General features: G+C 63.8%; 20 protein-coding genes. 10 read left to right on the top strand and 10 right to left on the bottom strand.

Translation table 11 applies throughout. The features are described from left to right. The first annotated feature begins 137 nt into the window (after positions 1-137). The 3 genes from M0D65_RS11815 to M0D65_RS11805 all read left to right on the top strand — a co-directional run bounded on the left by M0D65_RS11815 (position 138) and on the right by M0D65_RS11805 (position 3,695). Positions 138-1,076 (top strand): hypothetical protein, encoded by a 939-nt coding sequence (locus tag M0D65_RS11815; protein WP_266252814.1) that lies wholly within the window; start codon positions 138-140, stop codon positions 1,074-1,076. A gap of 80 nt (positions 1,077-1,156) precedes the next feature. Then, positions 1,157-1,372, top strand: a complete 216-nt coding sequence (locus tag M0D65_RS11810; protein ID WP_091014074.1) for a DUF465 domain-containing protein — start codon at positions 1,157-1,159, stop codon at positions 1,370-1,372. 64 nt (positions 1,373-1,436) lie between these two features. Beyond that, entirely contained in the window at positions 1,437-3,695 is a 2,259-nt protein-coding gene (locus M0D65_RS11805) for an ATP-dependent DNA helicase (RefSeq protein ID WP_266252813.1), read from the top strand. A gap of 190 nt (positions 3,696-3,885) precedes the next feature. On the opposite strand, the gene M0D65_RS11800 is transcribed toward M0D65_RS11805, so the two are convergent. Together M0D65_RS11800 and M0D65_RS11795 are read right to left on the bottom strand one after the other, a co-directional pair. Continuing rightward, positions 3,886-4,161 (bottom strand): hypothetical protein, encoded by a 276-nt coding sequence (locus M0D65_RS11800; RefSeq protein ID WP_091014068.1) that lies wholly within the window; start codon positions 4,159-4,161, stop codon positions 3,886-3,888. Between the two features lie 233 nt (positions 4,162-4,394). Next, positions 4,395-5,501, bottom strand: coding sequence for a cupin domain-containing protein (locus M0D65_RS11795; RefSeq protein WP_266252960.1), 1,107 nt, complete (start codon positions 5,499-5,501; stop codon positions 4,395-4,397). A 200-nt stretch (positions 5,502-5,701) separates the two neighbouring features. Here M0D65_RS11795 and M0D65_RS11790 point away from each other — a divergent pair, with 200 nt between their 5' ends. Next, positions 5,702-6,244 carry a peptidylprolyl isomerase gene (locus tag M0D65_RS11790; protein ID WP_091014061.1) on the top strand — a complete coding sequence of 181 codons (543 nt, stop codon included), beginning with the start codon at positions 5,702-5,704 and terminating at the stop codon, positions 6,242-6,244. Here M0D65_RS11790 and M0D65_RS11785 read toward each other — a convergent pair. The 4 genes from M0D65_RS11785 to M0D65_RS11770 all read right to left on the bottom strand — a co-directional run bounded on the left by M0D65_RS11785 (position 6,224) and on the right by M0D65_RS11770 (position 12,596). Continuing rightward, entirely contained in the window at positions 6,224-7,495 is a 1,272-nt protein-coding gene (locus M0D65_RS11785; RefSeq protein WP_266252812.1) for a hypothetical protein, read from the bottom strand. The genes M0D65_RS11790 and M0D65_RS11785 overlap by 21 nt on opposite strands. Then, complete coding sequence (mutS, locus tag M0D65_RS11780; RefSeq protein WP_266252811.1) at positions 7,482-10,169, bottom strand: DNA mismatch repair protein MutS; 2,688 nt, start codon at positions 10,167-10,169, stop codon at positions 7,482-7,484. The genes M0D65_RS11785 and mutS overlap by 14 nt, the downstream gene beginning before the upstream one ends. Before the next feature lie 149 nt (positions 10,170-10,318). Next, complete coding sequence (gene lplT, locus M0D65_RS11775) at positions 10,319-11,617, bottom strand: lysophospholipid transporter LplT (protein ID WP_091014052.1); 1,299 nt, start codon at positions 11,615-11,617, stop codon at positions 10,319-10,321. A 175-nt stretch (positions 11,618-11,792) separates the two neighbouring features. After that, entirely contained in the window at positions 11,793-12,596 is an 804-nt protein-coding gene (locus M0D65_RS11770; RefSeq protein ID WP_091014046.1) for an inositol monophosphatase family protein, read from the bottom strand. A 337-nt stretch (positions 12,597-12,933) separates the two neighbouring features. Between M0D65_RS11770 and M0D65_RS11765 the strand changes: the two genes are divergently transcribed. Together M0D65_RS11765 and cysE are read left to right on the top strand one after the other, a co-directional pair. Further along, positions 12,934-13,746 carry an RNA methyltransferase gene (locus tag M0D65_RS11765; protein ID WP_266252958.1) on the top strand — a complete coding sequence of 271 codons (813 nt, stop codon included), beginning with the start codon at positions 12,934-12,936 and terminating at the stop codon, positions 13,744-13,746. Positions 13,747-13,943: 197 nt separating this feature from the next. After that, positions 13,944-14,747, top strand: coding sequence for a serine O-acetyltransferase (gene cysE, locus M0D65_RS11760; RefSeq protein ID WP_266252809.1), 804 nt, complete (start codon positions 13,944-13,946; stop codon positions 14,745-14,747). Positions 14,748-14,807: 60 nt separating this feature from the next. Here the strand turns inward: cysE and M0D65_RS11755 are convergent, their stop codons facing one another. The 4 genes from M0D65_RS11755 to M0D65_RS11740 form a co-directional block, all read right to left on the bottom strand. Next, positions 14,808-15,605 (bottom strand): UDP-2,3-diacylglucosamine diphosphatase, encoded by a 798-nt coding sequence (locus M0D65_RS11755; protein ID WP_266252807.1) that lies wholly within the window; start codon positions 15,603-15,605, stop codon positions 14,808-14,810. 53 nt (positions 15,606-15,658) lie between these two features. Further along, positions 15,659-16,153 (bottom strand): peptidylprolyl isomerase, encoded by a 495-nt coding sequence (locus M0D65_RS11750; protein ID WP_091014029.1) that lies wholly within the window; start codon positions 16,151-16,153, stop codon positions 15,659-15,661. A 146-nt stretch (positions 16,154-16,299) separates the two neighbouring features. Next, the gene (locus tag M0D65_RS11745) at positions 16,300-16,881 is read right to left on the bottom strand and encodes a peptidylprolyl isomerase (RefSeq protein WP_091014026.1); all 582 of its coding nucleotides are present in this window, start codon (positions 16,879-16,881) and stop codon (positions 16,300-16,302) included. Between the two features lie 84 nt (positions 16,882-16,965). Then, positions 16,966-17,694 carry a tetratricopeptide repeat protein gene (locus tag M0D65_RS11740; RefSeq protein ID WP_266252806.1) on the bottom strand — a complete coding sequence of 243 codons (729 nt, stop codon included), beginning with the start codon at positions 17,692-17,694 and terminating at the stop codon, positions 16,966-16,968. Between the two features lie 249 nt (positions 17,695-17,943). Between M0D65_RS11740 and cysS the strand changes: the two genes are divergently transcribed. The 4 genes from cysS to tilS all read left to right on the top strand — a co-directional run bounded on the left by cysS (position 17,944) and on the right by tilS (position 23,049). Next, on the top strand, positions 17,944-19,341 hold the full coding sequence (cysS, locus tag M0D65_RS11735) for a cysteine--tRNA ligase (protein ID WP_266252805.1): 1,398 nt from the start codon (positions 17,944-17,946) through the stop codon (positions 19,339-19,341). A gap of 47 nt (positions 19,342-19,388) precedes the next feature. Then, entirely contained in the window at positions 19,389-20,462 is a 1,074-nt protein-coding gene (locus M0D65_RS11730) for a DNA-3-methyladenine glycosylase (protein WP_266252804.1), read from the top strand. Positions 20,463-20,578: 116 nt separating this feature from the next. Continuing rightward, positions 20,579-21,550, top strand: coding sequence for an acetyl-CoA carboxylase carboxyltransferase subunit alpha (locus M0D65_RS11725; RefSeq protein WP_091014011.1), 972 nt, complete (start codon positions 20,579-20,581; stop codon positions 21,548-21,550). Between the two features lie 71 nt (positions 21,551-21,621). Continuing rightward, positions 21,622-23,049 (top strand): tRNA lysidine(34) synthetase TilS, encoded by a 1,428-nt coding sequence (gene tilS, locus M0D65_RS11720; protein WP_266252803.1) that lies wholly within the window; start codon positions 21,622-21,624, stop codon positions 23,047-23,049. Positions 23,050-23,330 lie beyond the last annotated feature (281 nt).

Genomic DNA, 23,330 nt, shown 5'->3' with positions numbered 1-23,330 from the left:
AACACGCAGCGGCGTGCAGCGGGGGATTCCCGGCAGATTCCATGTGCCGGCCGCGACCGGGTGGCTGAGGTTACTGAAGCGGGGCATTTTGCCATAAATGCCCGAGGGCCCAACCGCACGGTGATAGAATTTCGGCCATGTCCCGCCGCCTATTCCTGACGTTGCCGAACTCCCACTTTTTCCTTGCATCGCGTGCTGCCGCCGTGGTTACCACACTCGCCGCGGCGCTGGTTGCCGTTTCAGTGTCTGCGCCCGCACTGGCCCAGAACACACCCGCGTCATCCGCAGCGGCCGTGACGGGCGGCGCGGCTACCTATGACACGGCAGGCGCATCGGCGGTGCAGCCCGACGACAGCAACAACTTCGATGCGCGCCAGAAGGATCTGGACCGGCGGTCCACGGACAACAACTATCGCTATGCCGTTGCCGAACATGACTGCTATAGCAAGTTCTTCGTGAATCACTGCCTCGACAACGCACGCAACGAAATGCGCGAGAAGCGGGCGGTTATTCGCAAGGAACAGCTCGCACTCGACGACGAGCAGCGCGCCGCGCGTGCGCAGAAGCGCGACGAGCAGGCGGCGCTCCAACGTGCGCAGGATGCAGCGGATGCACCGCAGCGCGCGGCAAACGATGCACGCAACACGCAGGCGTACCAGGACAAGCAGCGGCAGCATGCACTCGATCAGGCGCAGCGTACGGCCGAGGCGCCGCAGCGCGCGGCGAACGAGCAGGCTTACCAGCAGAAGCAGCGCCAGCACGCACTCGACCAGGCGCAGCAGGGTATCGGCGCATCGCAGGCAGCGGCGAACCAGAAGGCGTACGATCAGAAGCAGGCGAATTTCCAGCAGCAACTCGATGCCGCGCACCAGCAGGGTGCCCAGAAAGCACAGCAGCGCGTCGAGAACCAGCAGCACTTCGAGCAGAAGCAGGCGACCGCCGCGCAGCACAAGGCCGACGTCGAAGCGCGCCAGAAGCAGGCCGCCGAGAAGGCCCGCGAGAAGCAGCAGCAACAGTTGCAGGAACAGCAACAGCAGCAGCAACAGATCGAGCAGCAAAAGCAGCAGGGTAAGTAACGCGTATCAAGCCGGGATAGCAACCTCAGGCGAAGCGGCTGAAACATGGCCGGTCGCCGCTTCGGAAAGAGGAGGCGAGCATGCGGGACCATCACGCCATCAGCGCGGATACCCTTCGCGACCGCATTCTGCAGCTGGAGTCCGAGCATAGTGGGCTCGACCGGCTGATCGACAGGATGTCGGAGGAACCCGGCATCGACGACCTGGAGTTGCAGCGCCTGAAAAAGCGCAAGCTCAAGGTCAAGGACACAATCATCTTGCTGCAGTTGCAGCTCGAACCGGACGGGCGCGCCTGACCGGGCGACCTGGCAGGCGCCGGGTGCGCCCCGCGCACACCGGACTTTGCAGGAACCGCTTGCCTTGAATTCACCGCTCGTTTCTTCTTCTCCTGCGCCGGCAGACGGCGCCGCGGCTTCGCGCGAAGCGCGCGGCGCGCCCGCTGTCGTGCTCAACCCCCGTCGTGCTACCGAACTCAACGATATCTTCGCCGCCGACGGGCTGCTCGCCCGGCAGATCGACGGCTACCGGCCGCGCGCTTCGCAGATCGAGATGGCGCGCGCCGTGGCGGCCGCCATGGAGGCCTCGGGGCGCGGTTTGCCCGAGCCCGCCATGTTCGAGCTACAGAAGCGCCCGGCGCGCCGTTTACAGGGCGCTGATGGCGATGCGCGTGCAACGGCGAGCGATTCCCCCAGCGAAGCATCCGATGCGTCCGGCGCGCCCGACGACAGCGAAAACACGCTGATCGTCGAAGCGGGTACCGGCACCGGGAAGACCTATGCCTACCTCGTTCCAGCGATGTTATGGGGCGGCAAGGTCATCGTTTCGACGGGGACCAAGCATCTGCAGGACCAGTTGTTCCAGCGCGATATTCCGACCGTGCGCGATGCGCTCGCGGTACCGGTGTCGGTGGCGATGCTGAAGGGGCGCGCGAACTACCTGTGCCACTACTATCTGCAGCGCACGGCCGATAACGGACGCCTGCCGACGCGTCAGGAGACGTCGTACCTGCAGGACATCGTACGTTTCGCGAAGATCACCCGGACCGGCGACAAGGCCGAGCTCGCGAGCGTGCCCGAGACGGCCGCGGTGTGGTCGATGGTTACGTCGACGCGCGACAACTGCCTCGGCCAGGAATGTCCGCACTACAAGGAATGCTTCGTGATGCAGGCGCGTCGCGAGGCGCAACAGGCGGACATCGTCGTCGTCAATCACCATCTGTTTTTCGCGGACATCATGTTGCGCGACACCGGCATGGCCGAACTGCTGCCCACCGCGAATACGATCGTGTTCGACGAAGCGCATCAGTTGCCCGAAACGGCCACGCTGTTCTTCGGCGAAACGCTGTCGACGGCGCAATTGCTCGAGCTTGCGCGCGATGCGGTGGCCGAGGGGCTGGGACACGCCCGCGATGCAGTGGAGTGGGTGAAGCTCGGTGGGGCGCTGGAACGGGCCGCACGCGATGTGCGGCTTGCGTTCAAGGAAGACTCGGTGCGGATGTCGATTGGCCAGTTGTCCGACAGCCATCCGTTATTCGCCGCGCTCGACGTGCTCGAAACGGAGCTCGCCGCGCTGGCGACGGCGCTCGCTGGCCAGGCGGAACGGGCCGAATCGATCGGCGCCTGCCTGCGCCGTGCGCGCGAATTGCAGGGCTTGCTGGCCGGTTGGACCACGGTGCCCGATACGCCGGCACGCGACGCCGCTGGAACGGATGGCGCAGCGTCCGCTAGCGCTGGCGTCGCTAAGGAGCAGGACGAGAAGGTTCGCTGGATTGAAGTATTCGCACACACGGTCCAGCTGCATGAAACGCCGTTGTCTGTCGCGCCGATTTTCGCGCGGCAACGTGCCGGCGTGCCGCGCGCTTGGATCTTCACGTCGGCGACGCTGTCGGTGCGTGGCGACTTCACGCACTATGCGGCACAGATGGGCCTAAACGCCCGCCGCTCGATGACGCTGGCCAGTCCGTTCGACTACGCGACGCAGGCGCTGATGTATGTGCCGCGCAATCTCCCACAACCCTCTTCGCCGGCGTTCACCGACGCGGTGTTCGATGCGGCGCTGCCCGCCATCGAAGCGTCTGGGGGCGGCGTATTCATGTTGTGCACAACGCTGCGCGCAGTCGACCGTATTGCGACGAAGCTGCGCGATACGATCGAATCGCGCGGCTGGAACCTGCCGTTGCTGGTCCAGGGCGACGCAAGCCGCACCGAGTTGCTCGAACGCTTTCGTGCCTATGGCAATGCGATTCTGGTGGGGAGCCAGAGCTTCTGGGAAGGCGTCGATGTGCGTGGCGATGCGTTATCGCTCGTCGTGATCGACAAGCTGCCGTTTGCGCCGCCTGACGATCCGGTGTTGTCTGCGCGTCTCGATGCGCTGACGAAGAAAGGACTGAGTCCGTTTGCGGTTCACCAGTTGCCGCAGGCGGTGATCACGCTGAAGCAGGGCGCGGGCCGATTGATTCGCGCGGAAACGGATCGCGGCGTGCTGATGATCTGCGACACACGGCTCGTCGACAAACCGTACGGCCGGCGTATCTGGCAAAGCCTGCCGCCGTTTAAACGTACTCGGGAGATCGAGGTAGTGCGGGAGTTTTTTGCTGACAAGAAGGTCGCGCCGGCCTGAGCGGCGAGGTATTCATCGCGAGGCGGCAGGCGATGGGGCGATGGTCGCCGCCAGTAGGTCAAGCAGATCGCGATTACAGCCACTGAACGATAAAACGCCACGGAGGACATCCGTGGCGTTTTGTTTTGTCCGCTCGGGAAGCCATTCGACTTCCCAATACAGTTTCGCCCGAAGGCGAATGCTGTACAGCTTACTGGCTTGCGCCCGATGCCGGAGCAGCAGCGGCTGCGTCCGAAGCGGCAGCACCTGCGTCCGAAGCAGCAGCCGTAGCCGAAGCAACAGCGTCGCTCGCAGCAGCAGCAACGCCCGATGCAGCAGCGGCTACGTCGGAAGCGGCAGCAGTAGCAGCCGACGCAGCCGTTGCTGCAGCATCGCTAGCTGCCGAGGCAGCCTGGTCGCTGCTCTTGTTGCATGCGGCGAGAGCCACAGCGGCCAACAAAGATGCTACGAGGAGGGATTTCTTCATGATCACGTCCTTTTATGGTTAAAGGTAAGCAACAGCGCAAAATATTACCGGTAATGTGCTCCAACACCGACCTGGGCCGCTGGTGGAGATGCACTTCATGCATGAGCGTGAATCTTCCCTACGGCTTGGGCGGAAATTATATGCACTTTCGTACAGACCGTCGACAAATCCGGGGTCAATACGTTGTCTTTCTCATACAAATTTTCAGAGTACGGTATTACAGGCGGACAGGCTCACGCAAGCTCGCCCACTTGCACCCAGCCCGCACAATACCACTCGTGTAGCAGTGCTGTCACCGATGAATCGCCTGAGAGTGTTACAAAGCGTTTCGCACTCAAAGATCGATTATCTGCGAATTCAGGCAGCCATTTTTTCACATTTGCCAGCGAGTTTTCTTCTCCATTCATGAAATATGCGCGACGATCGTATAGCAGGAGGGTCTTGCGATCGAGGCGTACCCCCGACTTCGCTGCGAGCGCGATAAAACGCTGCTCGCTGACTGGCCGCGCGGGCGGGTCGAAAACGACCGACGGCTTGGGCTCGCTCAAGTAGCTGCCGAGAAACGACGCAATGTCGCGTTCGTCCCAGCGGATCTTCGCGAGGGTCTTGCTCACCTGTGTCACGAGCGCTGCAGGCAGTTCGCCGGGATGCTCGACGGCGGGCTGCTGCGGGTCGCGATACAGGTCGCCGGCGCGTCCCGAAGTCTGGCCCGATTCGGCGAGGTGATACAGGAATTGCGACGTGAGTTCGCTGTGCGACGGGGCGCGAAAGCCGATCGAACAGGTCATGCATTCGCCTTCGGCGATGCCGTCGTGGGCAAGATGCGGCGGCAGGTACAGCATGTCGCCGGGTTCGAGCAGCCACTCTTCGTCGGCCTCGAAGTGCTCGAGGATTTTCAGCGGCACGCCTTCCTGCAGCGACAGGTCCCGCTGCGCACCGATCCGCCAGCGACGTTTGCCGTGTACCTGCAGGAGGAACACATCGTAGGAATCGAAATGCGGACCGACACCGCCGCCATCGGTTGCGTACGAGATCATCAGATCGTCGAGGCGGGCATCGGGAACGAAGCGGAACCGGTCCAGCAGCGCCCGCGCCCGATCGTCGTGCAGATCGACACCCTGGACGAGCAGCGTCCACGCGCGCTGTTTGACGGACGGCAGTTCCCCTTGCTCGAATGGCCCGTGTTCCAGTTGCCACTTGTTACGAAAGTGCGTGATGAGACGCGCCTCTACATCGTCGAGCCCGGCGAGCTCGAAGAGTTCGTCGCGTGACAGCGGCGCGGCAATCTGCGGAATCGCCTGACGGATAAGCAGCGGCTTTTTCTGCCAGTACCGGCGCATGAATTGCGACGGACTCAGATTGCCGAGTAGTGGTGTCGGGCGATCGGGTGAAGGCGTGAGCGATTGCGATTCGGCGCGGCGCGTGGTGGGCGATCCGGCACGAAGGCGGGGCACTGGAACAGCAGCCTCAGCCGTGCCGGCTGGGTGGTCAAGGGGGCGCCTCGGCATCGTATAATGTGGCTTGTATTCTGGAGAGTCGAATGAAAATCGTAAAGAACACCGTCGTATCTGTCGCGTACAAGCTATCGGATGCGCAGGGCAATCTGATTGAGGAAAACGACGAGCCGATGGTCTATCTGCACGGCGGCTATGATGGCACGTTCCCCAAGATCGAGAAAGAGCTCGACGGCCATGAACCGGGCTTCGCAACCGAGGTTCAGCTGGAACCGCAGGACGCATTCGGCGAGTACGACCCGGACCTCGTGAAGATCGAGCCGCGCACGCGTTTTCCCGAGCCGCTCGAAATCGGCATGCAGTTCGAAGGCACGCCGGAAGAAGGCGATGAAGATCTCGATTCGCTGATCTATACCGTCACGGACGTGGCGGAAGACAAGGTCGTGCTCGACGGCAATCATCCGCTCGCGGGCATGGCGCTGCGTTTTGCGCTGACCGTCAAGGAAGTGCGCCCCGCCACCGAAGACGAAATCCAGCACGAACACGCGCACGGCGCAGACGGCCTCGAAATCATCGATGAAGATGACGACGAAGACGCCGAAGGCAAATCAGGGCCCACGCTCCACTGAGCTTGCCGGTTGCGGTGGCGCCGGCGGTGCACTCGCCGCGCGATTTCCAGCGCTTTCATCGTCGGGTAACGACATTGCCGGTGCGCCCGGTGCCGGTACTTCAGGCATCGAAGGCACCATCGGCACCGCAGGTTCCTCGTCGTGCGATGGCATCTGCGGCACCGACGCCGGCAACGCCGGCAGATTTTTCGGTACGTCGCGAACCGTCACCCGGAACGGCGGTCGCCGCGCCAGATCCGCATCGATCTGAACCCACTGGTTGAGCCGGTCGCGTGGCGCGAATGCGATGCGCGTGAGGTTCGTCACCAGCACACCCTTGTCGTTGCGCAGCGGCTGATCGATCAGGAAGCCGCCTGCCAGCGGTTCGTTATTTTCGTGAATGACGAGCACCGGACCGCGAAAGATCTGCGCAAGCTTCACCAGACTCCGTTTGAATTCCAGAAAGCCATCGCGGCGCGGGTTGCGTCCAAAGCGCAGCCACGCGAACCGTTCCGGCCGTTCATAACGTTCCGGATCGGGATCGCCTTGAATGAATATGACGATCGCCCGGGCCTCGCGGCGTTTCGCATATTCCGCCGCATGTTCCAGCCAGAAACCGTTGGCGATGACGCGGTCTTCGAACTCCCCATTGCGTCCGCCCGCGTTCAGATAATGATTGTTCGGGCTCGGCGCGTTCAAGCCGATAAATACCGTGTTGTCGATCTGCCAGCGGACGTTCTCGCGATACGGCCGAAAACGCGACACTTCGCTCTCACGTGTGAGCGGAAGCGGATTCTGTCCCATCGACGAGCTTTCCGCGAACAGTGTCTGGCGCAACTGGTCGAGTCGTTCGACTGGATCGAAGCCGCCCGCCGAGGCGCCGCCGCAATCCATCCAGTCGTGCTGCCCCGGGATGAAGACCAGCGCCGGGCGCGCGGCTTCGAGCAATGCCTGGCGTCGCTCGTAAAGCGAGTCGCGGCATGCTTCCTTCGAGCTTTTCAGATTGCCGTCGTAGACGATGAACGACATCTGCGGATCGCGGCCGATCGCATCGATGAGTTTCTGCGTGGGCGCTTCGTCGGCGATGTCCTGCATGGTCCCGCCGATCACCGCGAACGAGTAGCGCGACGGCGCGGCGTTTGCCGTCGATGCCAGCGTCGCGCTGCAGACTGCGACTAATACCGCGGCAATGACGACGCGCGCGGCGTCGCTGCGACGCGCCTGCAAGAGCAGGCGCGGACAGGGAGCAAACCGCAGGTCAGCGGTCCGCATCCGGCGGTGCGGCCAGTTCGCGTAATTCATACAGGAGATCGAGTGCGTCGCGCGGGCGCAGCTCGTTCGGATCGATCGCGCGCAGGCGCTCGAGCAGTGCCTCGGTTGCCGGATCGGCCGGTTGTGCGGGCGGATCGTCGTCGCGGTCTTCGAGCATCGGCGCGGCGGCGAACAGGTCGAGTTGCGGAGCCGGCTGGCCCGCCGACTGCTGTTCGAGATGCGCGAGATGCTTGCGCGCGGCGCGGATCACCGCCGCGGGCACCCCTGCCAGCTGCGCGACCTGCAGCCCGTAGCTCTGGTTCGCAGGGCCCTCATTGACGGCATGCAGAAACACGATGCCATGCCCGTGTTCCACCGCCGACAGATGCACGTTGGCGGCCTGCGCAAATTCGCCAGGCAGTTGCGTCAGCTCGAAGTAATGCGTCGCGAACAGCGTATGGCAGCCGTTGTGGGCGAGCAGATGCCGCGCGATCGCCCAGGCGAGTGCAAGGCCATCGAACGTCGACGTGCCGCGTCCGATTTCATCCATCAGCACGAGGCTTTGCGGTGTCGCGTCATTCAGGATCGCGGCCGCTTCCGTCATCTCCACCATGAAGGTCGAACGGCCGCCGGCCAGATCGTCGGCGGCGCCGATCCGCGTGAAGATGCGATCGATCGGCCCGAACATCGCGCGCCGCGCGGGCACATAGCTGCCGACATAGGCCATCAGCGCGATCAATGCAGTCTGCCGCATGAACGTCGATTTGCCGCCCATGTTCGGACCGGTGATCAGCAGTAGCTTGCGCTCGGGGCTCAGCGTGCAGTCGTTGGCGATGAACTGTTCGACCTGGGCTTCGACGACCGGGTGACGTCCCTGTTCGATCTCGATGCCGGCGGCTTCCGAGAAGGTCGGCGCGACCCAGTCGAGCGCACGCGCCCGTTCCGCGAAGGTGGCGAGCAGATCGAGCTCGGCGAGTGCCGAGGCGACCCGCTGGCAGTCCGCGATGAACGGCAGCAGCGCCTGCAGCAGCGCGTCGTAGAGCGAGCGCTCGCGGGCGAGTGCGCGTTCCTGCGCGGACAACGCCTTGTCTTCGAAGGTTTTCAGCTCGGGCGTGATGTAACGCTCGGCGTTCTTCAGGGTCTGGCGCCGGCGATAGTCGTCGGGCACCTTGTCGGTCTGGCCGCGCGTGACTTCGATATAGAAGCCGTGCACCTTGTTGTATTCGACCCGCAGGTTGCCGATGCCGGTGCGTGCGCGTTCGCGCGTTTCGAGATCGATCAGGAACTGCCCGCAGTTCTCCGAGATATCGCGCAATTCGTCGAGTTCGGCATCGTAGCCGCGGGCGATCACGCCGCCGTCGCGAACCATCGCCGCGGGCTCTTCCGCAACGGCCTGGCGCAGCAGGTCGACGCAGGGCGCGGGTGGTTCCAGTGCGGCATCGATGCGAGCCAGCGACTCGGCGCCTGCCGTGACGGCCGCGAGCTGGGCACGCAGTTCGGGAAGCGCGATGAATGTGTCGCGCAGGCTGGACAGATCGCGTGGCCGCGCCGACAGCAACGCGAGCCGCCCGGTAATCCGCTCGATGTCGGAAATGGGCCGCAACGCACTGCGCAATGCGTCGACGCCCGCGCCTGGTGGTGCGTCGAGCAGTGCGCCGATTGCTTGCTGGCGCGCCTGGGCGATTGCTGCATGACGCGGCGGATGATGCAGCCAGTGACGCAGCAGCCGGCTACCCATCGTCGTGCAGCAGGTATCGAGCAGCGAGCACAGCGTCGGCGCTTCGGTGCCGCGCAGCGTTTCGGTGAGTTCGAGATTGCGACGCGTGGCCGGATCGAGCCCGATGTATTCCGATTCGTATTCGACCTTCAGGCTGCGCACGTGGCGCAGTTGCTGGCCTTGGGTTGCCGCTGCGTAGAGCAGTAGCGCGCCCGCTGCGCCGCAGGCGCTCGACAGCGAATGCGCCCCGAAGCCTTCGAGGCTCGCCACACCGAGCTGGTCGCACAACCGCTGGGTGCCCGACACGGTATCGAAGTGCCAGACCGGCACGCGGGTTAGCGCACCGAAGCCGGCGGGTGGCGTCCATGCGTTGGCGTTGGCGTCGGCGCCGGTATCGGCAACGAGAATCTCGGCAGGACGGATGCGTTCGAGCGCGGTTGCCGCCTGATCGGGGGCGATTTCGGCGAGCCGCAGTGCGCCGCTTGCCAGATTGAGCCACGCAAGGCCGAGACCGGTCGCGACGCCGCGCCGGTTGTGACCGACACACACGGCGAGCAGGTAGACATCGTTCTTGTCGGAGAGCAGGGCGGCGTCGGTGAGCGTGCCGGGTGTGACGACGCGCACGACCTTGCGTTCGACCGGGCCCTTCGACGTGGCCGGATCGCCGATCTGTTCGCAGATTGCGACCGACTCGCCGAGCTTCACGAGCTTCGCGAGATATTGCTCGACGGCGTGATAGGGCACGCCGGCCATCTTGATCGGATTGCCCGCCGATGCGCCGCGCTGCGTCAGCGTCAGATCGAGCAGGCGCGACGCCTTCTCGGCATCGTCGAAGAAGAGTTCGTAGAAATCGCCCATCCGGTAGAACACGAGCGTGCCGGGATGTTCCGACTTGATGCGCAGGTACTGCTGCATCATTGGTGTGTGCTGTGCCGCTTCGCTGGCTTTGGCGTCGACTGCTGCGATTTGAGTGCCCATCCTCGGTATCTTTCTTGCGTGAGTGTTCAGGGCGTGAGTTTAACTCGCCGCGTCGGCGGCGGGGACCTGGCCGGACGGCCGGTTGCGGTGCCTGTACCGCTTACGTTGGTTGTTCCCGCTTTCGCCTGTTCCTGCGGACAAACGTATGCTCATTCGCCGATCAACGCCCGCATATCCGTGCGCCGCGCGTTTGCCACGCTGCGCCGTTTAGCGAGCCAGATCATCACGGTGATGAACGAGCCGAACACGACGATGATCCATTGCACCGGCATCTTCGCCGTGAGCAGCAGCGCGTAGGCGCCGAGCATCAGTAGCACGGCGAGATTCTGGTTGAAGTTCTGCACCGCGATGGAGTGCCCGGCCGACAGTAACGTTGCGCCGCGATGCTGCAACAGCGCGTTCATCGGCACGATGAAAAAGCCCGCGAGCGCACCGAGCAGGATCATCAGCGGATAGGCGAACACGATGTAGAGCGGTGCGATGAACGGACCCACGCGGATCCCGCTGCCGAGCGGAAAGAGCCCCTTGCTGTAGAACGCCATCGCGATTGCGACGAGACCGGTCAGTATGCCGATGGGCAGCACACGCAGCGAACCGCGCAACGGAATCCACGCGGCGGCCGCCGCGGCACCGACCGCAATGCCGAGACCGGTGACACCCTGCATGACCGCGGCCTTCGACAGCGACAAGCCAAGGTTCACGTCGGCCCATTTCAGCACGAGCAGTTGCAGCGTCACGGCGCCGCCCCACATCAGGGTCGTCACCCACAGCGCGATTTGCGCGAGCTTGTCCGCCCACAACACGTTGAAGCACCGCACGAAATCGCCGACCAGTTTGCGCGGTTCCTTGAGCCGGTTCGGATAGCGCGCGCCGGTATCGGGAATGCCGAAGTTGATCGCCGCGGCGATCGCATACGTAACCATGACGGCGAACATCGCGAGGTCTGCAGCGGAGTGAATCAGCAGGAGATGCGCGTGCGCGACGAAATTAATCGCGTAGTTGCTGATCAGTGCGCCTCCGAGCATCGTGCCGACGATCGTCGACAGCACGGTGGCCGACTCGAGCCAGGCGTTCGCCGCAATCAGGCGGTCGGGCGGCAGCAATTCAGTCAGAATGCCGTACTTCGCCGGCGAGTAAGCGGCCGCGCCGAAGCCGACCACGCCATACGCGATCATCGGATGCACGCCGCCGATCATCAGCAGGCAACCAATCGCTTTCAGCGCGTTCGAGAAGAACATCACGTGGCGCTTTTGCAGCGCATCGGCGAACGCGCCGACGAACGGTGCGAGCAGCACGTACGAGATCGTGAAGAAGATCTGCAGCAGCGGCGTGATCCATGCGGGCGACTGGATCACGGTCAGCAGCGCGATCGCCGCGATCAACAGCGCGTTGTCCGCCAGCGACGACACGAACTGCGCCGCGATGATCGTGTAAAAGCCTTTTTTCATGAACCGGATTGGAACACAGCGCGAGAGAATGTGTGCGCGGCGCAGCGGGCCGGGAACGACCGCCGCAACCGGTTAGCGCGCGGCACAGCGTAGCGTGACTTGCATGGCGACGAGCCGTTGCACCCGCCGCGCATAACAAAAAGGCGGCCGCAGCCGCCTTGCTATGTGTGGCGCGTCAGGCCGCCTGTTGCTTCGTGCGGCTGTGGCGCGACAGGATCGGTACCATCTGTGCGTACAGCTTCGGGTTGCCCGCGACGATCTCGCCGATGTGCAGGAAGTCCGAGTCGCCGGTGTAGTTGCCGACCAGACCACCCGCTTCGGTGATCAGCAGGCTGCCCGCAGCCATATCCCAGGCGTTGATGCCCTGTTCGAAGAAGCCGTCGAGCCGGCCGGCGGCCACGTTCGCGAGATCGAGCGCGGCGGCGCCCGGGCGACGCAAGCCTGCACAGGCCTTGGTCATTTCCTCGAACAGGTTGCTATAGGCGCCGAGGCCTTCCTTGTCGCGGAACGGAAAGCCAGTGCCGATCAGTCCGTCGGCGAGGCGGTCGCGGCGGCCGACGCGGATGCGGCGGTCGTTCAGGAACGCGCCGCGGCCGCGCGAGGCGGTGAAGAGGTCGTTGCGGGTCGGATCGTAGACGACGGCCTGCGTGACGATGCCCTTGTGCGCAAGCGCGATGGACACGCAGTAATACTGGAAGCCGTGGATGAAGTTCGTGGTGCCGTCGAGCGGATCGATAATCCACTCGTACTCGGATTCGTTGTCGGAGCGGCCGGATTCTTCGGCGAGGATGGCGTGATCGGGGTAGGCGGTCTTCAGCGTGTCGATGATCGCTGCTTCGGCGGCCTTGTCGACCTCCGTGACGAAATCGTTGTGCTGTTTCTTGCTGACCTGAACCAGATCGAGGTCGAGCGATGCGCGGTTGATGATCTGTCCGGCGCGACGTGCGGCCTTGACAGCGATGTTGAGCATGGGATGCATGAGACTGGATCCTTTGTGCCGGTGCAGTGCCAGCTGCAAACCGGAATCGACGAAAAGCGGGCAAAAGCCAGCTGGAAACAACCCGGAACGCGGATTTGGCGCGCGTTCCAGCCACGGAGACGAATTGAAGAAGAGCGGGGCGCACGTTCGAAGACGGCGCGAATAGACGTGATTTTACCCGACTCTCGATGGTTCCGCCGCATGCTCCGACCGGCAGGCACATTGACAATGGTTGGGATCGCCTTCTATTGGCGCTACCATAGCCGCTTTCCAGCTTCCCCCCGCGCCGACCGCCATCGTGGCCCAATTCCCCGTTTCCTCTTCACGTTCCCACACCGTGTCGGGCACCGCCGACCCCGGCGGTCCGGTACGCGGCGGCTTCACGTCGACGCGCTTCGTACTGGTCGAGCCGAGCCATCCCGGCAATGTCGGTGCGGCCGCGCGCGCGCTGAAAACGATGGGCTTCTCGCGGCTCGTGCTGGTTGCGCCGCGCGTGGCGCACGTGCAGTCCGATCCGGAGGCGATCGCGATGGCGAGCGGCGCCGACGATGTGCTCGCGTCGGCGCACGTCGTGCCCACGCTCGCCGATGCGCTGAATGGCGTGCACTGGTCGGTGGCGTTGACCGCGCGGGCTCGCGAGTACGGCCCGCCGCAATTGCCGCCGCGCGCAGCGGCGAGCGCGGCACGCGAGCATGCGGCAAGCGGCGACATTGCGCTCGTGTTCGGCAACGAGCGCACCGGTCTCTCGAACGAGGACGTCGAGCGTTGCAGTGCGCTCGCGCATATTCCTGCCAACCCCGCTTACAGTTCGCTGAATCTCGCGCAGGCGATTCAGGTGCTGTCGTATGAGTTGCGCATCGCGTACCTCGGCGACGCGGCCGCCGTGGGAGCGGCTGCGGTCGGCGCGGCCGGCGTGCCGGCGGAGGATGCCAGCCCGCGTGCCGCCAGCGACGAAATCGAACGCATGTATGTGCACCTCGAGAACGCGCTGATCGCCCTTGAGTTTCTCGATCCCGCGAACCCGAAAAAGCTGATGTCGCGTCTGCGGAGGTTGTTCGCCCGCTCGGGCCTCGAGCGCGAAGAGGTGAACATCGTGCGCGGCATCGCCAAGCACATCCTGCTGAAAGCGAAAGCGCCGGGCGGCGAGTAGTTCGCGTAGCGGCTCTCTATCGGCCATCGACCGACCTTGCCGGCCGAGTGGGCTTCCTGCAGGTTTGGCACAATCGCCCTACAATCCCCGAAAACGTTCTAAGCAAAGCTGCCGGTTCGATAACCGGCAGCTGTCGTTTGCCTTCACCGTATCGGCCGGGGAGGCGGGCGGTCCCCTCTCACCAACGCGTTATTGCCATGTTCACGAGACTTCGCGAAGACATCGCCACGATCCGCGAGCGCGATCCTGCCGCACGCAGCGCCTGGGAGGTGCTCACGTGTTATCCGGGCTTGCATGCCATCGTGTTGCACCGGTTCGCACATGCATGCTGGCGCGTCAAACGTCGCTGGCTTGCGCGCTGCGTATCGCAGTTCGCACGTTTCCTGACCGGCATTGAAATCCACCCCGGTGCGACGATCGGCCGGCGCGTCTTCATCGATCACGGCATGGGTGTCGTGATCGGCGAGACCGCCGAGGTCGGCGACGACTGCACGATCTATCAGGGTGTGACGCTCGGTGGTACGTCGCTCACGCGGGGTGCGAAGCGGCACCCGACGCTCGGGCGTGGCGTGATCGTCGGCGCGGGCGCGAAAGTGCTGGGCGGGTTCGTGATCGGCGACGATGCGAAGATCGGTTCGAACGCCGTCGTCGTGAAGCCGGTGCCGGCGGGTGGCACTGCGGTCGGCAATCCGGCGCGTGTGATTGCTCCCGCGGCACCCGCTACCGCACGCCTCGATACGGCTATCGATGCCGACGGCGTGCCGGTGCGTGCGGCGTTCAGCGCCTACGGCATCGCGCCGAACGCCGACGATCCGGTTTCGTTGGCGATCCACGGTTTGATCGATCATGCCGCGACGCAGACCCAACGGGTCGACGAGATCGTTGCAGCGCTTGAGCGGCTCGGCACGCGTATCGAGGCTTTGCATGGTGCCGATGCGACGCTGCTCGGTTTGCGCCGGTTATCGGCTGCGCTGGAAGGCGAGGAAATCGACGGCGGTTGAAGCGCTGGCGACCGACCGACGGCCCAAGCACGTGTAACTTGTGCCGCCCCGCGGCGCTGCTCAATCGAGCGGCAGCGCCCTGAATCCTTCGGCATCGACGCGCAGATAACCGCCGCGTCGTTCGCCGTGATCGAGATCCCAGTCGGGTAAGACCCAACGCGTACCACCGGTTTCCTGATGGCGCGCGGGACGATGCGTGTGACCGTGAATCATCCAGGTCGTCCCGGTTTTCCTGAACAGTGCTTCGACGCCTTTGCGCGTCACGTCGTAGCGCGGCGAGGCGGGTCGCATGCGGCCTGCTTCGCTTTTGGAACGCATGCGCTCGGCGAGCCCCTGGCGCCATCTGAACGGCCACGCGAGAAACAGCATCTGCGCAAAGCGGTTGCGAGCGAGCCGCCGAAACCACTGATACCCATGATCTGCCGTGCACAACGCATCGCCGTGCGCAAGCACGACACGCGTGCCGAACGCGGTGATCGCGATCGGATCGGGCAGCCAGATTGCGCCTGCCGCTTTCATGAAGCGCTTGCCCAGCAGGAAATCGCGATTGCCATGCATGATGTAGAGCGCGATGCCGCGCTCCGACAGCGTATGCATCAGCGCGGCCATGCGGCCTGCGAACGGTTCGGCAAGCATGTCGTCGCCGATCCAGTACTCGAACAGATCTCCGAGAATAAATACCGAGTCGGCCTGGTTCGCCGTAACCTGGATGAAATGCTCGAAAGCCGCGACCGTGCGCGGGATCGCGGCGCTCAGATGAAGATCGGAGAGAAACAAAAACGGGCGTGCGGCGTGCGGGCGTTTGCCCTCGCCAGGCACGCCCGCAGCGGCGCTTCGCAGCGGCGTTTCTTGCAGCATCGAAGTTGTGCCTGATAGTTGCAGCGGTACGCGGCAGGGTGACCGGTTACCGGTTACTCGGCGATGACGGCTTTTTCGATGATCACGTCGTCGGCGGGCACGTCCTGATGAAAGCCCTTCGAACCGGTCTTGACCTTCTTGATCTTCTCGACGATGTCGAGACCGTCGACGACCTTGCCGAACACCGCGTAACCCCAGCCTTGCGGCGTCGGCGACGAGTGGTTCAGGAAGTCGTTGTCGTTCACGTTGATGAAGAACTGGGCGGTCGCCGAGTGCGGGTCGTTCGTGCGCGCCATCGCGATCGAACCGTTGACGTTCTTCAGGCCGTTGTTTGCTTCGTTGACGATCGGTGCTTCAGTCGGCTTTTGCTTCATGCCCGGCTCGAAGCCGCCGCCCTGGATCATGAAGCCGTCGATCACGCGATGGAACACCGTGTTGTCGTAGTGACCGGCCTTCACGTAGTTCAGGAAATTCTCGACCGATTTCGGTGCTTTTTCCGCGTCCAGTTCGAGTTTGATGACGCCGTGATTCGTATGCAGTTCGACCATGATGGCAACCTTTGAAGTTCAGGATTAAGTGGAAAGCGCGGCACTCGCGGCAATCGGGCCGCGCGGTGCCGCGCCGGCAGCGATGGGTTATGTTAGCGCGCCGTTTCGCTGCGTGTACCGGCGCGGCTCGATGCGTAACTGATTGCTTATTTGCCGACGATCGTCGCCGACTCGATCACGATCTGCTTTTGCGGCACGTTGGCCATCTCGCCGCGCGAGGTCGTAGGCGTGCCTTCGATCTTCTTCACGACATCCATGCCCGACGTCACCTTGCCGAATACCGCATAGCCGTTGCCATCCGGGTTCGGATAGTCGAGGCCGGCGTTGTCGACGGTGTTGATGAAGAACTGTGCGGTTGCCGAATCGGGGTCGCCCGTGCGCGCCATCGAGATCGTGCCGGTTGCGTTCTTCAGACCGCTGCGGCTCTCGAGCTGGATCGGCGCGCGCGTCGGCTTTTCAGCGTAGCTGGTCGTGTAGCCGCCACCCTGGATCATGAAGCCCGGAATCACGCGATGGAAGATCGTGCCGTTGTACTGGCCTGCCTTCACGTAGTCGAGAAAATTCGCGACCGTCTTCGGTGCCTTCTCCGGATACAGCTCGACGCGGATGTCGCCTTGCGACGTCTTGAACAGCACGGACGGATGCGCTGCCTGCGTTGCCGTTTGCGCGAATGCGGGTGCGTTTGCGATCAGGGCGGCGCTGCCGAGCGCCAGCATCAACCATTTCATGAGGATCCTCGGAGTGAAAAAAACGTAAAGGGCGAATTGTGGGGCGAACTTCGCCGGCACGGGCCGACGCTCTCGAACGCCGGATTATTGTGAAGGCGCAACGTACGGCGGTGTGGCCAGCGAACCGCTCGGGCCGCCGAACTGGAAGCTCGGCGTGTTGGTGATGTTGGCCGTGGCGCGGTTCGTGTAATCGTCGACTACCGCGGCTTTGCGTGTGGGCTTCGCCTCGGTTTTGGGCGGCGCAACAATCTTCTGGATGTCTGCGAGACGCTGCTGCGTCATCGCACTCGCGTGGCCGAGGCCCTGTGCGCGCAGATACGCCGCATTGGCGAGACGCAGATACAGGTCGCCGAGATTTTCGTAGGCGAGGCCGTAGCCGGGGTTGACCTTCGTCGCCGTTTCGAGCGCGGCGCGCGCTTCGTCGTAGCGACCATGCTTCGCGTACAACGCGGCCAGATTGTTGTACGGCTCGGGAAGCTCGGGGTAGATCTGCGTGAGCTCGGTGAAGGCGGCGATCGCGTCGTCGTCGCGATTCAGCCGGGCGAGTACCGTGGCACGTTTGAACTTTGCCTGAGCATCGCGCGGATTCGACGCGATACGTGCGTCGAGTTGCTTGAGCGCCTGAGTCCAGTTCTTCTGCTCGATCGACGTATCGATCTCCGGTGTGCCGTCGCGCACAGCCGGTCCTTGCGGTAGTTGACTGGCCTTCTGGGCATGCGCGGCGACGCCGGGCAAAAGCGTGAGCGCGAGGCCGAAAATGGCTGTCGCGGTGAGGGTCGCAGCGCTATGCGCGCGGCCGCTGGAAGGTTTCATAGGCTCAGGTCTGGGTGTTATACTCCGACCCATTCTAACAAAAGGTCTGCGCGTTCCGTTGAACCTCAGACTGTCTTTTCGTCACTCGTGGTCGTCTCCGCGTTGTTGGCAGCCTGACCGCCGCACCAGGTGCACCGGTTTGCTGCTCGAAGTGCTGCAGCGTATGAAGCCCGTGCAGGAGTCTGTGACTCACCGGACCAGCCTGCGGGAAATGCAACGCGGATTTCCTTCGACCCACGCACCGTCTCTATGGAATCACTGCGCATCTACAACACGCTCGCGCGTGACAAGCAATCTTTCGTGCCGCTTCGGGAAGGCGTCGTGCGAATGTACGTCTGCGGCATGACGGTGTACGACTATTGTCACATCGGTCATGCGCGGGTCATGGTCGTGTTCGACATCGTGCAGCGCTGGCTGCGCACGCTCGGCTATGACGTCACCTATGTCCGCAACATCACCGACATCGACGACAAGATCATCAAACGGGCAGTCGAGAACGGCGAGAGCATCAAGTCGCTGACCGACCGCTTCATCGCGGCGCTGCACGAAGATGCGGACGCACTCGGCATCGAGCGTCCCGATCACGAACCGCGCGCAACCGATTACATTCCGCAGATGCTCGGCCTGATCGAGAAGCTCGAAGCGAACGGCTACGCGTACCAGGCGTCCGATGGCGACGTGAACTATGCGGTGCGCAAGTTCGCGAACTACGGGAAGCTGTCGGGCAAATCGCTCGAAGACCTGCGCGCGGGCGAGCGCGTCGCGGCGAACGACGCGAAACAGGATCCACTCGACTTCGTGCTGTGGAAGCAGGCGAAGCCCGACGAACCCGCCGACACCGGCTGGGATTCGAAGTACGGCCGCGGCCGGCCGGGCTGGCACATCGAATGCTCCGCGATGGGCTGCACACTGCTCGGCGACCACTTCGACATTCACGGCGGTGGTCAGGACCTGCAGTTTCCGCACCATGAAAACGAAATTGCCCAGAGCGAAGGCGCGACTGGGCAAACTTTCGTCAACTACTGGATGCACAACGGCTATGTGCAGATCGACAATGAGAAGATGTCGAAGTCGCTCGGCAATTTCTTTACGATCCGCGAGGTGCTCGCGCAGTACGATGCCGAAGTAGTGCGTTTTTTTATCGCGCGTGCACACTACCGGTCACCGCTCAATTACAGCGATACGCATATCGACGATGCCCGCAGCGCGCTGACGCGTTTGTATACCGCATTGAAAGATGTGACACCTGACGCGTCTGACCTAGACTGGAACGAAGCACACGCGCAGCGGTTTCGCGCAGCGATGAACGACGACTTCAATACGCCGGTCGCCGTGTCGGTGCTGTTCGAACTGGCGAGCGAAGTCAATCGCACGCGCAACGCTTTGCTTGCACGGCAATTGCAGGGTCTCGCGCGCGTGATCGGCCTGCTTGGCCGCGAGCCGCGTGCGTACCTGCAGCAGGCGAACGGCAGCACAGGCGACGCTGCGCTCGACGCAGCGGCGATCGAAACACGGATCGCCGCGCGCGTTGCCGCGAAGCAGGCGAAGGATTATGCCGAAGCAGACCGGATCCGGGCTGAATTGCTCGAAGCCGGAATTGCACTTGAAGACAAACCAGGCGGGTTGACCGAGTGGCGGCGCGTGTGAGCGCTTCCCGCACTTCCCTCTGATCGACTCGCCAGGCAGGAGGCAGGATGGCAACGGCCACGAAGACGCAGGCCAGACGGACCGCGTCTAAGACAGGCGCGGCACCGGTAGCAAAAACGACGCGTGCGCGAGGCAGCAGCGCTCGCGCGCTGCAAGGTGCATCGAAGGTAGCGACCACAGCTGCGAATGGCGCGGTGCATGCGCGCACGGGCGCGGTCGCGGCAAAGAAGATGGCTGTGAAGCGCTCCCCTGGTGCACTCAACGGCGACGCATCGCGGACACCGAAAGTCCTGAAAGGATCGGCGCGTGCGAAGCAGGTGCGCGCCGGTAGCAACAGCGGTGTCAAAAGCAATGGCGCATTGCCTGAGGCGCTCGCGGGCGACGTCCAGGCACGCGAACTGGACGCGTCGCGTGACGGCGAAATCACTGTCGTTCGCAAGTCGCAGGTCGTGTCGGATCCCGAAGCCGGGCCGGTGCAGATCGACGGGCTCACGCCTGAAGCGACGCGACCCGCATACTGGGACAAGGCGTGCGCCGATCTGGTGAAGCGCGACCGCATCCTCAAGAAACTGATTCCGAAATTCGGCCCCGTGCATCTGCTGTCGCGCGGCGATCCGTTTGTCACGCTCGCGCGTTCGGTGGTCGGCCAGCAGGTCTCGGTTGCTGCCGCGCAGGCCGCATGGCAACGGGTCGAGAGCGCGTGCCCCAAACTGGTACCGCAGCAGTTCATCAAGCTCGGCCAGGAGAAGCTTCTTGCATGCGGGCTGTCGAAGCGCAAGACCGAATATATTCTCGATCTCGCCCAGCACTTTGTGTCCGGTGCGCTGCATGTCGGCAAGTGGACATCGATGGAAGACGAGGCGGTGATCGCGGAGCTTACGCAGATTCGCGGCATCGGCCGCTGGACCGCGGAGATGTTCCTGATCTTCAACCTGTCGCGCCCCGATGTGCTGCCGCTCGACGATCTCGGTTTGATCCGCGCGATCAGCGTCAACTATTTCAGCGGCGAACCCGTCACGCGCAGCGAAGCGCGCGAGGTCGCGGCGAACTGGGAGCCGTGGCGTACTGTGGCGACCTGGTATATGTGGCGTAGCCTCGATCCGCTAACCGTCGACTACTGACTGTGCAAGCGACGCCCGTAAACTATCGGTTCTAAGGTTTGATAGTTGCGAGGCCGCTTTGAGAACGGCGCGCGCGGTTAGAATACGCGCTGCCGGTAAGTCCAAGGATCCCACCAATGAAGACCACCTTTCTGGATTTCGAGCAGCCGATCGCGGAACTCGAAGCGAAAATCGAAGAGTTGCGCTTCGTGCAGGATGACTCGGCCGTCGACATTTCGGAAGAGATCGATCGGCTGTCGAAGAAAAGCCAGCAGCTGACGAAAGATCTGTATGCGAATCTGTCGCCCTGGCAGGTCTCGCAGATCGCGCGGCATCCGCAGCGCCCTTATACGCTCGATTACGTCAACGAGCTGTTCACCGACTTCCACGAATTGCACGGCGACCGCTCGTACGCGGACGACCTGTCGATCGTCGGTGGCCTCGCGCGTTTCAACGGTCAGGCGTGCATGGTGATCGGCCAGCAGAAGGGCCGCGATACGAAGGAGCGCGCCGCGCGCAACTTCGGTATGCCGCGCCCGGAAGGTTATCGTAAGGCCGAGCGCCTGATGCGCGTTGCAGAGAAATTCGGTCTGCCCATTTTCACGTTCATCGATACGCCGGGTGCCTATCCGGGCATCGGCGCGGAAGAGCGCGGCCAGTCGGAAGCGATCGGCCGCAATCTGTATGTGATGGCAGAACTGAAGGTGCCGCTCATCGCGACGATCATCGGTGAGGGCGGTTCGGGCGGTGCGCTCGCAATCGCTGTCGGCGACAGCGTGCTGATGCTGCAATTCTCGACCTACTCGGTGATCTCGCCGGAAGGTTGCGCGTCGATTCTATGGAAGAGCGCGGCCAAGGCACCGGAAGCCGCCGAAGCACTGGGTCTGACCGCGCACCGGTTGAAGGCGCTCGGTCTGATCGACAAGATCGTCAACGAACCGCTCGGCGGCGCGCATCGCGATCCAAAAGGCATGGCTGCGTTGTTGCGTCGCGCGCTTGCCGATTCGCTGCGGCAGTTCCAGGGCATGAGCACGCAAGATCTTCGCGAGCGCCGTTTCGACCGGCTGATGGCGTACGGCAAGTTCAAGGAAACGACACCGAGCGCGTAAGCGCTGTGCCGGCGGTTTTGCTTCGGCCGTCCGGCGCACTTTGCCTTTCATCTTTTGCGCGGTGATCCACCGTGACAACTTCTTCCGAAACGTCCGCCGACCGCCTCGTCCTCGAGGCTGTCGGTGCGGCGTCAGCCACGCTTGCCGACGACGCGCGTATTGCAGTCGCGTTTAGCGGCGGCCTCGATTCGACAGTTCTTCTCGACGCAACAGTGCGGGTGGCGGGTGCGGCGCGCTGCGTGGCATTGCATGTCCATCACGGGTTGAGCGCGCATGCGGATGCATGGCTCGCACACTGCGCGGCGTTTGCGGCTGCGCGCGGAGTCGAGTTTGCGCATCGGCGCGTCGAGGTGGCACGCGATGCCGGTACCGGCATCGAAGCCGCGGCGCGCGATGCGCGCTATCGCGCGCTCGATGCGCTGTGCACGACGCATGGCGCACGCGCGCTGTGGCTCGCGCAGCACGCCGACGATCAGGCCGAAACGGTGCTGCTGCAACTGCTGCGCGGCGCGGGGCTCGCGGGGCTCGCCGCGATGGCGCCCGAGCGGTTGCCGGCCGGCGCGGCGGCACCGCGCGTGCGGCCGCTGCTGCATCTGCTGCGCGCGCAGCTTGAGCAATATGCGCGGGCGCATACGCTGCACTGGATCGACGACGAATCGAATGCGGATACACGCTATGCGCGCAACGCGTTGCGTCACGAGGTGCTGCCTACGCTCGCTGTGCACTTTCCCGGCTTTCGCGACGCGCTGTCGCGCACGGCGGCGCATGCCGCATCGGCTCAACGCCTGCTCGACGAACTGGCGCGCCTCGATCTGCGCGAGGTCGCGCAGGACGATGGGCGTGCGTTGTCGCGCGCAGCGTTGCTCGTACTCGATGACGAACGTGCGCTGAATCTGCTGCGCTACTGGATGCGTGCGCAAGGACTGCCGGCTGCATCGACGGCACGCCTCGCGGATGCGCTGCGTCAACTGCGCACCGTCGGCGACGATCACGGGCTGCGCGTCGATCACGCGGGGCAGGCGTTGCGCGTGTATCGCGACGATGTGTACTGGGAAGCCGGCGACAGCCTGGACCCCGCCGATACGCCGGACGGTGCCGCGCTCGTACCGCGCGCCACAGTTGAATTCCGGTGGCGCGGCGAGGCGGTATGGCGTCTGCTGCCATGGCGCGGCACTTTCGTGTTCACGGAAAGTCACGCCGACGACCCGGACGCCGTTCCCGCAACGGCACTCGCACACTGGCCGCTGAGCGCGCGTTCGCGGGCTGGCGGCGAGCGCATGCGCGTAACGGTACGCGGACCTGCGCGCACGCTGAAGAACCTGTTTCAGGAGCGTGGCGTACCGTCGTGGAAGCGCGACGTGCCGCTGCTTTTCGCCGGCGACGAACTGCTCTTCGTGCCGCTACTCGGTGTGAACCGCGCCGCGTTCGCGCCGACGATGGAGCAGCCAGGGGAACGTTACTGGCGGATCGAGTGGCGCGAGGATCTGACGATCGCCTGACGACGCGAACGAGGGCGGAACGGCCGTTCGACCGTAGCGACCGATGCGCACCGTTTGCCGCGGCGGGGCCACTCGTTGCCGACCGGTCGGTCGGGCCATACAGGGCGTACATAGGGTTGAAACGCGGTCTGGCCGGGATCCACGGTTTTCCCGCAAATCCTTTCTACGTAAGCCTTTGCGGCACGGATTGCCGGGTTGCCGGCTTGTCTTTTTGCGTCCAATCGGGTACGGTTACTCGTTTGCCCGGCCTGTCTTCGCCGTTTTTCGCGCTACGTTTTATT

The organism is Paraburkholderia sp. CHISQ3, assembly GCF_030464945.1.
GTDB lineage: Bacteria > Pseudomonadota > Gammaproteobacteria > Burkholderiales > Burkholderiaceae > Paraburkholderia > Paraburkholderia megapolitana.
Note: the sequence above shows the minus strand (reverse complement) of the source record. Positions and strands in the feature narration are given on the sequence as shown.